We start from the raw sequence: 13,787 nt of genomic DNA, 5'->3' as shown, positions 1-13,787 counted from the left end.
AGACATCGCCATAAAAAACGTTATCCCTGTACATGCAGATGCACATGCCCGGTTTGATGCTACGGCACGTTCGTACCAATATCATATCCACTTTAATAAAGATCCTTTTTTACAGGGGGCTTCATGGCAATTGCGCGATGTGCCCGACCTTGAACTGATGAACCAGGCCGCGGCTATCATGATGGAGTATATTGATTTTAGCTGTTTTAGTAAATCAAACACGCAGGTAAAAACCAATAACTGTAAAATAACCCGTGCTGAATGGGTGCAAACTGATAACGGTATTGTTTTCCATATTACTGCCGATAGATTTTTACGCAATATGGTACGTGCCATTGTGGGTACGTTAATGATGATTGGCAAAAAAGAAATGGAACCCGCAGGCATCCGCGATATTATTGAAAGTAAAAACCGCTCAAACGCCGGTACCAGTGTACCTGCCTGTGGATTGTATTTAACGGAGGTGAAATATCCGTACCCGTTAGCCCCTAACCCCTAAAGGAGGAGCAATAGCGGAGAATGGAATTTTAAGATTTATAATTATACCTTACATTTGATATAGTGGCTGAAGACATAAAAAATAATAAGCAAGATACTCCCCCTTTAGGGGGCAAGGGGGGCACTAAGCAAGCACCTCCTTCAGGAGGTGGGGGAGGCGTAACCGGAAAGGCTCTCGACTGGAAGCTGCTAAGCCGGGTAATGCATTACGTTAAGCCCTATAACAGAACGTTTGTTATAGCTACTTTCCTGACCATTTTTATAGCAGCGAATGCTTTGTTGCAGCCAATCCTGATCCAGCGCACGCTGGACGTAAACATTTTGAATGACGACTATAACGGTCTCGTTTTTATGGTTGAACTGATGGTAGGTCAGCTAATCATTCAAACCATTGCCCAGTATTATCAAACCTATTTAACCAATGCATTGGGGCAATACGTTATCCGCGATCTAAGGATCGACATTTTTAATCATATTACCAGTTTAAGGTTAAAATACTTCGACCGTACGCCTATCGGTATGCTCATTACCCGTACAGTATCCGACCTGGAAACCATTGCCGATATTTTTTCAGAGGGATTGATCTCCATAATGGGGGATATGCTGCTGGTAGTGGCGGTTATAGGTTATATGCTTTGGCAGGACTGGAAGTTGGCTTTGATTACACTGATCCCGATGCCTTTCCTTTTTGCTTCAACATACGTATTTAAGGAAGCCATCAAATCATCGTTCCAGGAGGTGCGTACCCAGGTGGCGCGGCTCAATACATTTTTGGCCGAGCATATTTCTGGTATCAGTGTGATCCAGATCTTTGCCCGTGAAGACCAGGAAATGCGCAAGTTTAAAGCTGTGAACGAGAAGTACCGCGATGCCAATATCCGCTCAAACTGGTACTATTCGATATTTTTTCCGGTGGTGGAAATTCTGTTTGCAGTGTGTATGGGCTTGCTGGTTTGGTATGGTTGTAAAAGGATGCTGTCTGACAGTCAACTGTTAACTATAGCATCATCAGGTAAGGGCATTACCCCGGGTTTAATAACCAGCTTTATTGTACTGCTTAATATGCTCTTCAGGCCTATCCGCCAGCTGGCCGATAAATTTAATACCCTGCAAATGGGTATGGTTGGTGCCGACAGGATCTTTAAAGTATTGGATACCGATGAAGTGGCCGAAAATAAAGGTTCGCTTAAAACCGGCAGGTTACAGGGCGATATCAGCTTTGATCAGGTGTGGTTTGCCTATAACGATGAAAACTGGGTGCTGAAAAACATCAGCTTCCATATCAAGCCCGGAGAAACACTGGCCTTAGTTGGTGCAACCGGCGCCGGTAAATCATCAACCATAAACATTCTGAACCGCTTTTATGAAATAGGTAAAGGCTGCGTCAAAGTAGATGGGCATGATATTCATGATTATGATGTGAACTATCTGCGTTCGCAAATAGCTACCGTGATACAGGATGTGTTTTTGTTTAGCGATACTATAGCCAATAACATCAGCCTGAATAATCCTGCCATCACCCGCGATCAAATTATAGCCGCTGCCAAAGATGTTGGTGCGCATGATTTTATTGAACGGTTACCCGGCGGCTATGATTACAATGTGATGGAGCGGGGTTCAACACTTTCGGCAGGGCAATCGCAATTGATCTCATTTATCAGGGCATTGGTGTACAACCCTGCAATTTTGGTTTTGGATGAGGCAACCTCATCAGTAGATACCGAAACGGAGATCCTGATCCAGAATGCCATCAATAAATTAATGGAAGGCCGCACAGCCATAGTGATAGCCCACAGGCTTTCAACCATCCAAAACGCCGACAGGATCATTGTACTTGACCACGGCGAGATCATGGAAATGGGGACCCATCAGGAACTGCTAAAAATTGAGAACGGCCATTACCGCAAGTTGTATGATCTGCAGTTTAATTCGGCAGGGATTGCGAGGTGAGTTTAGGAATATAAAACCATGTCATTATAAGGAACGGAGCAATCGTACGGAGGCATGGCCGCCCTGTATAGTATGCGGTTGCCACGCTATCGCTTACAGCAATGACATCGTGAAATACGCCTTTTATTTATTCGGCACACTCTTAACCGAATGAACCGGCTGCTCTTCTTTTTCATGCTTTTTTGCAATATCGCCTCCATGCGGGTTATTGGCATGATATTGTTTATCTTCTTTACGTATCTTGCTTTTATGCCCATCATCGGCCGGCCTGTGTGTAGGGGTATCTGATGGCGACGGTTTATCTTTTTCGTTTGCTGGCTTTGTCATAAGTTAACAACAACGGCAATGGCGCTTTGTTTAACTCCAGATTTATATCAGAATTTGCAGCTTTATTTTGTCTGAACCAGGATTTGATAGGATTTATATGATTTAGTGGATTTTGTCTGAACCGGAATTTTTTGAATTAAGGAATTTGTCGAATGCAAAAACAAATTCTGTAATTTATATAATTCGTTTAATTCGAGTTCAGATAAATAATCAACGTAATCAGCGAAATCAAAAAAATCAACGGTAAGCTGTTAATAAATGTTAAATCTGTTTAGCTAAAGCGTTATTAAACAATATTTATAAGCAATAAACTTTTACCTTTAGGGTGGGTTTCTTATTTTCGCACAAATATGATGTTATCATGAGAGAAAGAGTTGTCTCAAATCCCATGTCTCACATCCCATATCTAAAGCAAGTAAATGGAAGAATTCGAAGCAAGCGCATCCTCTAAAAAAACAAAAACCATATACATTTCAACTGTATTTGGTATTGCCATGGTGCTTTTAATGGTAGGGTTATTAGGTTTAATACTGGTGTATGCTAAAAATATTTCGAGCTATGTTAAGGAAAACATCGTGCTTAATATTTTTGTTGACGATGCCGCCCATGAAAGCGATGTGCTACAACTTCAAAAACAGCTGGACGGCAATGTGATAGTAAAACAAACTCAATATGTAAGTAAAGAGCTTGCCGCCCGTAACCTGCAAAAAGATCTTGGCGAAGATTTCGTAAAGTTTTTAGGATATAACCCGCTATCGCAATCGGTTGATGTTTACCTGAAAGCTGAATACGCCAATAATAAGGATATAGAGAAATTTAAAGCCGAACTGCTTAAAAATCCCTTGATTAAAGAGGTTAAATACCAGCAATCACTGGTTGATCAAATGAACCAGAATGTAACAACCATCAGTTTGATCATCCTTACGTTCGCCGGTATTTTTGTGGTGCTTTCGGTAGCCTTGATCAACAATACCATCAGGCTGGCCATTTACTCGCAACGGTTCCTGATCAAATCGATGCAGTTGGTTGGTGCAACCAAAGGATTTATCCGTAAGCCTTTTTTGCTGTACGGCATCTGGCATGGTTTATTAGGTGGATTAATCGCCATTATCCTGCTGATAGGTACCTTATATGTAGCCTATGATAATGTACCCGATCTGGTGTTTTTACAAAACTACACTGAGTTTGGCATTGTGTTTTTAGGTGTTGTTGGACTGGGTATTTTTATCTCCGGCTTTAGCACGTTTTTAGCAGTTAACAAGTTTTTACGTTTAAAAATATACGATCTGTACAGATAAGGTTGTAAGTCTCAAGTCGGAAGTTCAAAGTCTTTAGATTTGATAATGCAATCACTAATTCATTAACTCAATAATTCAGTAATTAAAAAATATGGCACAAAAATTTAAACCAACCGCTCCTGTAAAAACAGCTGCGGCGGCTTCGCCGGCAACTGCAGGTGCTGCAAAAGCTACTGCGCCAGCACAACCGGTACAATTCATATTTGATAAAAGCAATTACCGTATGCTGATCATCAGCGTGGCTGTTGTTGCTTTCGGCTTTGTGCTGATGTCGGGCACTACCGATATTTACAGTACCACCAAAATTGTTATCGCCCCAATAGTAGTTTTGGGTGGCTTTGCTTTAGGTTTCTTCGCTATTCTTAAAAAGCCTTCGGCTAATTAATACATTACTACGCTCATTTTTACAGCAGATCTGTTTACAATAAAACACATCTGCTGTAAATAACGTATACCTCTACCTCAACCCCTTAAAATCTCCAATGAATCTCATCCACGTTATTATCCTTGCAATAATTGAAGGGATAACTGAATTTTTGCCTGTTTCGTCGACAGGGCACATGATCATTGCCTCATCAATAATGGGCATAGCCGCCGATCCTTTTGTTAAACTTTTTACCATTGCTATTCAGTTGGGCGCTATCTTATCGGTAGTGATCCTGTACTGGAAAAGGTTTTTACAATCGGTTAATTTTTATTTGAAATTGTTTATCGCCTTTATACCGGCAGCTGTGTTTGGCGTGCTTTTTAGTAAAAAGATAGATGCCCTGCTCGAGAGCGTTTACGTGGTGGGTATCACCCTGTTTGTAGGTGGTATCATTTTATTGTTTGTTGATAAGTGGTTTAACAAACCTGTGGTTAAAGAAGAAAAAGACATCAGTAATTTAACGGCATTTAAAATCGGCTTTTTCCAATGTCTGGCCATGATCCCTGGTACGTCGCGTTCGGCAGCTACCATTGTTGGGGGCATGACTCAAAAATTAAGCCGTACCGCAGCTGCTGAGTTTTCTTTCTTCCTGGCCGTACCCACCATGTTTGCCGCGACTGCTAAAAAGCTTTATGACTTTCATAAGGAAGGTCACATATTTACAGGCGAAGAGATCAAACTTTTGGCAATAGGTAATATTATAGCATTTATTGTTGCTATGCTCGCCATAAAAACATTCATAACTTTTCTGGAGCGCAAAGGTTTTAAAATATTCGGCTGGTATCGTATTGTTGTTGGTGCCATAATCATTGGCCTGATGCTGAGCGGACACCAGTTACAGGCAATATAGGCTTTTCGCTCGAATAGTAGACTCACCGGGTCTACGCTTCGCTGGACCACCCTCTCTCCGGCTTCGCCGGAAAGAGGGTAAAGAAAACAGAAAAATAAATCTCCCTCTTTGCGCTTGCGCAGAGAGGGGTGACAAGCGCAGCGACGTCGGGGTGAGTTAACTGACCGCCCGGCAAATTTCCCTCTCTCCTTCAATCAATCCTAAAATCGTACCTTTGCGAAAACGGGTAATTTGATCCGGGTAAATAGAAGATTTGAAGAATACGTATACTAAAATAGAGGAATTTGTTGAGGGCCAGCTTTTATTGGTTAATAAGCCATATCAGTGGACAAGCTTTGATGTGGTTGGCAAACTCCGCAATTCGTTTAAGCCGCTTAAACTAAAGGTTGGCCATGCAGGTACACTTGATCCGCTGGCTACTGGTTTGCTGATCATCTGCACCGGTAAAATGACCAAACAGATAGATACTTTCCAGGCCGAAGAAAAGGAATATACCGGTACCATGGTATTAGGTGCAACTACGCCCTCGTACGATATGGAAACCGAACCCGACAAAAGTTTCGACATCAGCCAACTCACCGAAGAAATGTTGCGTAATAACTGCGGACAGTTTATCGGCGACATCCAGCAATATCCTCCCGCACACTCCGCCATCAAAGTTGATGGTGAGCGCTTGTACGAAAAGGCACGCCGCGGCGAAGATGTTGAGCTAAAGCTGCGTAATGTAACCATAATGGAATTTGAGCTAACCCGTATTGAACTGCCCGAAGTTGATTTCAGGGTGGTGTGCAGCAAGGGCACTTATATTCGCTCATTGGTGAATGATTTTGGAGCTGCTTTGGGTAACGGGGCTTATCTGTCAAAATTAAGGCGTACACGTAGCGGCAATTTCAAAATTGAAGATGCCTGGGAAGTGATGGAACTGGTAAATACCGTCAGGGAATTAAAAGTATCAGATGTACATACAGCGCGGTAAAAGAAATTTACAAAGCGCAAACACTCCGGTTGTTAATCCCATCAACTAAAAATTAACTTTGTGTTTTACTCATATAATGAGGGTTTACAATAATATTGACGAATTTACAGCGGTAAACAATGCGGTAGTCACCATCGGTACATTTGATGGGGTGCACATCGGGCATCGTAAAATTATATCAGGAATTAAGGAACTGGCCGAAAGTACAGGCGGCGAAACGGTGATCCTTACTTTCTTTCCGCATCCGCGGATGATCTTACATCCGGAGGACGAAAGCCTTAAACTAATAACCACCATTGCCGAAAAGGCAGAGCTCATGGAACGCCTTGGGGTAGACCATCTCATTATAACCCCGTTTTCAAGAGATTTTTCCAATCAGAGTGCGGAGAGCTATATCCGCGATGTGCTGGTGAATAAGATCGGTACAAAAAAAATAGTGATAGGTTATGACCACCGCTTTGGCAAAGACAGGCAAGGTGGTTTTGAAGACCTGCAGCGCCTTGGCCCTGTTTATGGTTTTGATGTAGTAGAGATCCCCGAACAGGATATCAACGAAGTAGCCATCAGTTCAACCCGCATCCGCAACGCTTTGTTAAGTGGCGATATTGATTTGGCTAATGCTTTTTTAGGCTACCCTTTTTTCATTACCGGAAAGGTTGTCCGGGGCGACCAGATCGGCAGACAGATCGGTTATCCAACAGCCAATATTGTGGTTGAAGAGAAATATAAGCTTATTCCCGGCGATGGTATTTTTGCGGTAACGGTTATCATAGCTGATCAAAAGCACAAAGGAATGGCCTATATAGGCAGCCGCCCAACCGTTAACGGACTTACCCGCAATATCGAAGTGAATATCTTTGATTTTAACGAAGAGATCTATAACCAAACCATCCGGATGGAATTTCACCATTATATCCGCGGTGATGTTAAATTTTCATCGCTCGATGAATTGAAAGTGCAGCTGGCGCAAGATAAGGTGGATGTGCTGAGTCTTGAATTTTAAAGGAACCATGATTTTCGTGATTTAAAGATTACCTTGAATTTGGTATCGATTATATCAGGCAATCCCTAAATCAAGCAAATCAATGTTTTAATGCTTAAAAAACGATAGATAGATCTGTTTCACAACATGATATGCAGCAAAGGCGAAAAATAATATCGCTATGCTGGTATTGATAAGCTTATTGCTTAGCGCAAATTTCTCCTGGATATACTTGGCAAATTTGGCGTAAATAAACAGGCATAAAAACGCGCCTGCCGCCGAGCCTAAACTAAAAATAACAAGTGCTACACGGCCGTCAAGGATCCATTCGTGTGTGATGAGGTAGGTGCCTGTCACCATCCAGAAAGGTACCTGCATAGGGTTTAAGAAGCCTAATAAAATACCATATTTGATACTGGCATGTTCAGAGTAATTGGATTTAGGAGGTGTGTTACGATGGATCCAGGTAATGTAGCCCATAACCCCGAAAAGTACTACCATGATCCAATCAATGATCGTACCCAGTTTCAACTGTCCCGAAAGCCAGCGGGCAGCATGCATAATAAAATAAGTAAAGAAAAATTCGACAGCTGAAAAAGCGGTTATAAAGCGCACAGCCTCTTTTATTCCACGGTTTATGGTGATCTGTACTAAAGTTAGGTTTATGTTGCCGGGTGGTATATAGCCTATAAAATTAGCTATGAGCCCGATGAAGAAAGTCAAAAATATCATCGCCGCAAAGATAGGGTGTTAATCGGAGTTGGCAAATAATGTCTGAACCATGATTTATGGGATTTTAGGATTATCCCGGACCGCTGCTATCGAATCCAATAATCTGACAAATCCGTTTAATCCCGGTTCAGAATCTTCCTTACATTTGCAATCTTTAATTTGTTAACATGCCAACTGAAAAAATAGTTTCATTACTGCCGGCCGCCACCGAAATAATTTGTGCTTTAGGACTTGAAGAGAATTTAGTGGGCCGATCGCACGAGTGCGATTTTCCGGAGTCGGTAAAGCAGTTGCCTGTATGTACAGAAGCTAATTTTCCTGATGGTTTAAGCAGTGCCGAGATTGATGTAAAGGTGAAGGAGATCCTTGCCGATGCACTTTCGGTTTATACCGTAAAACGGGAGCAGATCAAAGCTCTCGCTCCTGATGTAGTAATAACGCAGGCGCAGTGCGAGGTTTGTGCGGTATCCTTAAAAGATGTTGAAGAGGCGCTGGAAAATTATCTTGATAAGCAGGTGCAGATTATATCGCTGCAGCCCAATAGTCTTGATGATGTTCTGAATGATATTACTACTATTGCCAATGCACTTAACGTACAGCAGGCAGGTGCCGACCTGGTTGAAAATTTGCAGGAACGTGTTGACATTATTAAACACAAACTGAAATTTATTGATAGTAAGCCTACAGTTGCCTGTATTGAATGGCTTGAACCCTTGATGATATCCGGCAACTGGGTGCCCGGCCTGGTAAGCATAGCCGGTGGAACACCTGTATTGGCCCAGGAAGGCAAGCATTCGCCATATATTGAGTGGGATGACATCCTGCAGCAGGATCCTGAAATTATTGTGGTCATGCCTTGCGGCTTCAGCATTGAACGCACCATGCGTGAGATCAACCTACTTTTGGACCGTCCGGGTTTTGCATCGCTGAAAGCTGTAAAGAACGACAGGTTTTACATTGCCGACGGTAACCAGTATTTTAACCGTCCCGGCCCGCGTATCGTTGATTCCATCGAGATCCTGGCCGAAATTATCCGCCCGAAACAGTTCATATTTGGTTATGAAGGCGAAGGATGGATCAAGTTCTCGGTGTAATAAAAATACTGCCGCAGGTTTAGCGATAGCGTAACCTGTGGTGTAGTATTGCTTAAGCTTTCAGCTTAATTAAATGGGTTGAAGCTGGAAGCTTCAACAATGCCTGTCACGGGTTACGCTATCGCTAAACCCGCGACAGATAAGCAATTATAACAGCTCCACTGCTAAAATTACTTATTAAAATAATTTAAAAAGTAATTATATTTACCTGTCTGCTATCTCCCAGGCACAGGATCAATTATGAACAAAATTTTTACGATGATGGTTATCGCCGCGGTTTTTGTTTGCAGCGGTTTTAAAATGAATGACGATAAAAAGCCGAACATAGCCGACCTGCACCTCAACTGGCAGGTAATGGATAATAACTATCAAAATAAAAATCAAGCCCTCACTGCATTGGTGATCACCAACAAAAGCCATGAGGTTTTGCCTGCCGGGGGATGGAAGATCTATTTTAATTCGGGCCGTGGGTTTATCAAAGCGGCTGTGAGCAATAACGCGCTTATTGAACAGGTTAACGGCGATATGTACAGCATAACCCCAACTTCAGGTTTTAGAGATTTGAAACCCGGTGAAACTGCCCGTATCGAATTTGTGTGCGATGATCCTGTAGTAAATATTACTGATGCGCCCGAAGGTCCTTACCTGGTTTGGGATAATGCCCCTGAAAAAGGCTATTCTTTCGGCTCATATGATATCACGCCCTACAAGCCAACTTACCAGGGCTTAATAACCCCCGAAATTGTTTACGACAGAAATAAAACAGTTGCCGATATCCCTGCCGATCAGTTGGTGAAAGTTTTCCCTACTCCGGTTAGTTATACTGCGGGTAACGGCAGTTTTTCGTTTACTCAGGGTGTTCAAATTTCTTCTGCTGCTGCACGGTTTGGTAAAGAAGCTGCGACTTTGCGTAATTATATTGCTGCCGTCTTCGGAAAAAAGGAAGCCGGCAAATCTTCCGCTAATGCTATTTCATTTGAATACAAAGCCGGCTTGGGCGACGAAGCTTATGAGTTAAGTGTGAAATCATCTGCTGTAGTTATCCGGGCATCTACAAGTACAGGCATATATTATGGCATTCAATCGTTCAAAAGTCTGATCCCGGCGAGTGCTTTAGCTAAAACACCATCCTCTGTACAAATCCCATGCGTAGAGGTTGCAGATGCCCCTCGTTTTGCCCATCGGGCAGTAATGTTGGATGTAGCCCGTAACTTTCAGTCAAAACAACAGGTGTTGAAGTTGCTCGAGGCCATGAGCCTGTATAAACTGAATACGCTGCACCTGCATTTAACCGACGACGAAGGCTGGAGGATAGAGATCCCGTCGTTACCGGAGCTTACCTCGGTTGCCTCAAAACGAGGCCATACGCTGGACAGCAAGCATCATTTGCCGCCATCACATGGTTCTGGTCCGGAGGTTAACAATCCTTTTGGTACCGGCTATTATACCAAAGCTGATTATATTGAGATCCTGAAATATGCCAGTGATCGGCATATCACAGTAGTGCCCGAAATTGAAACTCCCGGCCATGCCCGCGGAGCTATCAAAGCAATGAACGCCCGCTATGACCGCCTGATGGCCGAAGGCAAAAAGACAGAAGCTGAAAAATATTTGCTGTATGACCTGAACGATAAATCGGACTACCGCTCAGTACAATATTGGAACGATAACGTGATAGACGTATCACTGCCATCAACCTATAACTTTGTGGAGACAGTGGTAAATGACCTCATCAGTACTTATAAAGAAGCGGGCGCACCGCTGCCAACCATTCATTTCGGTGGCGATGAGGTGCCGGCAAATGTATGGGAGAAATCACCGGCTTATTTATCGCTCAAGGCCACTCATCCGGAGATACAAAGCACCAACGATCTTTGGTATTACTTCTACGGTCGTGTTAATGAGATCCTGAAAGCTAAAGGGATCCTGCTTTCGGGATGGGAAGAAATGGCGCTTCGTAAAACCACGCTGGATGGTCAGCCGGCTTACGTACCTAATCCTGATTTTACAAAAGAACACCTACAAGTTGACGTTTGGAATAACGTGTTAGGAGCAGGGCAGGAAGACCTGGCTTACCGTTTGGCCAATAGTGGTTACAAGGTTGTGCTAACCTGCGTTACCAACCTGTATTTTGATATGGCCAATTACAAATCGTTTGATGAGCCTGGTTACTATTGGGGCGCGTTTTTGGGTATCGATAAATTCTATTCATTTATCCCATACGATTATTTTAAAAATGCCGATGTTGATAAACAAGGCAACCCGATAAACAGGAATATCTTTATCGGCAAGCAACGCCTTACCGACTATGGTAAAAGCAATATAGTAGGCTTACAAGGTGCGCTTTGGGCCGAAACGGTTAAAGGGCCTGAGCGGATGGATTATATGATTTTTCCGCGCTTGCTTGGTTTGGCTGAACGTGCATGGGCGCAGGACCCGGCCTGGGCTACTGAAAAAGATCCCGCAAAAAGTAAAGAGGCATACCAGGTAGCCTGGTCAAACTTTCTGAATGTGTTAGGCAAACGTGAATTACCACGCTTAACTTATTACAATGGCGGTTATGATTATCGTGTGCCGAAACCGGGTATCAGTTTGCAGGATGGTAAATACCTGAGTGATGTGGAGTTTCCGGGCTTAACTATCCGGTATACTACCAATGGTAAAGATCCGGATGCCGGTAGTAAAGTTTATACTGGTCCGGTTAATTATAATGGTGGTGTTATTAAATTCCGTGCATTTGATCCTAAAGGCAGGGGAGGTAATGTGGCTGAGGGAGGAAATAATAGTTTGAATCCGTAAGTTTAGTTTGGGGTTTGCAAGTCTGAAAGAGCCCTGTGTTTTGCGCAGCAAAACACAGGGCTCTTTTTTATAATATCCATTTGCCGCCGCTCGGCTCCTGCCGAGTGGCAGCTATCCCACGGCCTCTGGCCGGCGTAAATCAATGAACACAGGCCAGAGGCCTGGAAATCGTCGACACTCGGCAGGAGCCGAGCGTCTGCACGAATAGCATTGCTGTATGCATTACTAAGATCTATGAACCATCAACTATAAGCCATCTAATACACAAAATTCATCCCCACCGAGTAATTTCTCAACGGAGCCGCGTTGTAGTAACGATTACCCACTGCATTTAGATCATTACCCAGGCTGTACTTTTGGTTTAGCAGGTTATCTGTGGCAGCAAATATTTCAAAACGTGTTTTACGGCCGATGGTTGGCTGATAACTAACCCTTGCCTGTAGCAGGTTATATTTTGGTGCATATACTGTGCTGGCATCATTAAGCGGGATTTTTGAAGTAAAGGTATGCTGCACAAACAAGGCCAGGCTTTCGGGAAACCTGATCTGCACGCTGCTTACAAATACGTTTTTAGGTACACCGGTTAAGTTATTGCCTGAATAGTTGGCGCCGGTAACAATATAATCCCTGAACCTGAAATGGCTGTATGTGAACGATTCATTAAACTGTAACCCGCGGATAAAGCCATATTTACCCGGACGGATGATCCAGTAGTACAACGATGCTTCGGTACCTAACTGGTTAGTGCCACCGGCATTGATATAATGTTCGGTTTCATCGGCATTAAGACGGCGTACTATGGCGTTGTTTAAGCGATAATAATAAACCGATGCATCAAGCATAAAAGTTTCATCGCTGTTGCGCAGGCGAAAGCCGGTTTCATAGTTCCAGCCATATTGGGCTTGCAGGCTTGTGTTCACAATATTATCGGTTGGCCGCACTTCTGCCGTGGTAGGGCTGGAGTAACCGCGACTTACGCTTGCCCGCCAGGCAAGGGCATTGATGATCTGGTATGACAGGGCCAGTCTCGGCATCAATTGTGCGCTGAAGTTGCGGTTAGTAAAGTTGTTTTGATTAAGCGGGTATATGTTTTTAAAATCATAACCATAATCATTTAAACTCACCGCGGCTTCAATGTGCAGGCGTTTATAAACATCGGCGGCATAGCGCACAAATACAAAATGTTGGTTGGTGTGGATGTTATCAATAGTTTGCGTGGTATCCTTTACACCTTTTTTATTGCCATAATTAGCAATATGCGAGTTGGTTTGCTGCCACTCAAAACCGAGGTCTACTTTCCAGTCTAAGCTTGGTTTTTTATCACCGGTTAACTCAAAGTAAGTACGGAAGCCATAGGTGTTTTCGCTCCTCTGCTCATAATTGGTGATAAAAGGATTGGCAAAATCAACATGGTTGCCAAAAACAGCCAGCACATTGCGGAGGTGGTCATTAAAATGGTACTCGTTGGTTAGGCCACCTAAATACATTTTGGTAGTGATGCCAATATGTTGCTGAATAGCCCCTGGCAATGTCGGCGTAGGCTGACGGGCTAATCGCGGATCGGTATTATATTGGGCAAGGTTTAAACCTCCCGGTGTTTGATAAGCCAGGTCGGAATAAATACCCAGCGCCTTTAATGTGTTTTTGCCGCTGTAGTTCCAGCTATCGGCCAGTTGTAGGTAATTGCGGTGCGTATCGCTGTTTTGCCTGTAGCCATGATAGGTTTGAAAGCTTTGGTTAATGTTGAGCAGGTAATTGGTAGTTTTTAATTGCACTGCTGCCTTTTCATGAAACAGCCCGTACGAGCCGCCATTTACCCCCACCGAAATATATGTACTGTCGTTATACCGGTTA

The 13,787-nt window shown here is 43.3% G+C and carries 12 protein-coding genes; 9 read left to right on the top strand and 3 right to left on the bottom strand.

What is annotated here, in order from left to right; all coding sequences use genetic code 11:
- Both VF500_RS12325 and VF500_RS12320 read left to right on the top strand, forming a co-directional pair.
- The coding region (locus VF500_RS12325; protein WP_330859956.1) for a tRNA pseudouridine synthase A at window positions 1-499 on the top strand (499 nt) is incomplete at its 5' end.
- Between the two features lie 200 nt (window positions 500-699).
- On the top strand, window positions 700-2,448 hold the full coding sequence (locus VF500_RS12320; protein ID WP_330859957.1) for an ABC transporter ATP-binding protein: 1,749 nt from the start codon (window positions 700-702) through the stop codon (window positions 2,446-2,448).
- 123 nt (window positions 2,449-2,571) lie between these two features.
- Here the strand turns inward: VF500_RS12320 and VF500_RS12315 are convergent, their stop codons facing one another.
- On the bottom strand, window positions 2,572-2,775 hold the full coding sequence (locus VF500_RS12315; protein ID WP_330859955.1) for a hypothetical protein: 204 nt from the start codon (window positions 2,773-2,775) through the stop codon (window positions 2,572-2,574).
- Window positions 2,776-3,194: 419 nt separating this feature from the next.
- Between VF500_RS12315 and VF500_RS12310 the strand changes: the two genes are divergently transcribed.
- From VF500_RS12310 to VF500_RS12290, 5 genes are all read left to right on the top strand, one after another.
- Window positions 3,195-4,073: a cell division protein FtsX gene (locus tag VF500_RS12310; RefSeq protein WP_330859954.1), complete on the top strand. Its 879-nt coding sequence runs from the start codon at window positions 3,195-3,197 to the stop codon at window positions 4,071-4,073.
- Between the two features lie 91 nt (window positions 4,074-4,164).
- A complete protein-coding gene (locus tag VF500_RS12305) occupies window positions 4,165-4,458 on the top strand; it encodes a DUF3098 domain-containing protein (protein ID WP_330859953.1) in 294 nt (97 codons plus the stop codon).
- Window positions 4,459-4,555: 97 nt separating this feature from the next.
- Window positions 4,556-5,350: an undecaprenyl-diphosphate phosphatase gene (locus tag VF500_RS12300; RefSeq protein ID WP_330859952.1), complete on the top strand. Its 795-nt coding sequence runs from the start codon at window positions 4,556-4,558 to the stop codon at window positions 5,348-5,350.
- A gap of 244 nt (window positions 5,351-5,594) precedes the next feature.
- Entirely contained in the window at window positions 5,595-6,326 is a 732-nt protein-coding gene (gene truB, locus VF500_RS12295) for a tRNA pseudouridine(55) synthase TruB (RefSeq protein ID WP_414688578.1), read from the top strand.
- Window positions 6,327-6,402: 76 nt separating this feature from the next.
- The gene (locus tag VF500_RS12290; protein WP_330859950.1) at window positions 6,403-7,329 is read left to right on the top strand and encodes a bifunctional riboflavin kinase/FAD synthetase; all 927 of its coding nucleotides are present in this window, start codon (window positions 6,403-6,405) and stop codon (window positions 7,327-7,329) included.
- 87 nt (window positions 7,330-7,416) lie between these two features.
- Here VF500_RS12290 and VF500_RS12285 read toward each other — a convergent pair whose 3' ends face one another.
- Window positions 7,417-8,040, bottom strand: coding sequence for a LysE family transporter (locus VF500_RS12285; protein ID WP_330859949.1), 624 nt, complete (start codon window positions 8,038-8,040; stop codon window positions 7,417-7,419).
- 167 nt (window positions 8,041-8,207) lie between these two features.
- Between VF500_RS12285 and VF500_RS12280 the strand changes: the two genes are divergently transcribed.
- Together VF500_RS12280 and VF500_RS12275 are read left to right on the top strand one after the other, a co-directional pair.
- The gene (locus tag VF500_RS12280) at window positions 8,208-9,134 is read left to right on the top strand and encodes a cobalamin-binding protein (protein ID WP_330859948.1); all 927 of its coding nucleotides are present in this window, start codon (window positions 8,208-8,210) and stop codon (window positions 9,132-9,134) included.
- A 240-nt stretch (window positions 9,135-9,374) separates the two neighbouring features.
- Window positions 9,375-11,933, top strand: coding sequence for a family 20 glycosylhydrolase (locus VF500_RS12275; RefSeq protein ID WP_330859947.1), 2,559 nt, complete (start codon window positions 9,375-9,377; stop codon window positions 11,931-11,933).
- A gap of 257 nt (window positions 11,934-12,190) precedes the next feature.
- On the opposite strand, the gene VF500_RS12270 is transcribed toward VF500_RS12275, so the two are convergent.
- Window positions 12,191-13,787 (bottom strand): TonB-dependent receptor (locus VF500_RS12270; protein ID WP_330859946.1); only part of this gene is annotated, 1,597 nt, incomplete at its 5' end.

Source organism: Mucilaginibacter sp., assembly GCF_036383575.1.
GTDB lineage: Bacteria > Bacteroidota > Bacteroidia > Sphingobacteriales > Sphingobacteriaceae > Mucilaginibacter.
Note: the sequence above shows the minus strand (reverse complement) of the source record. Positions and strands in the feature narration are given on the sequence as shown.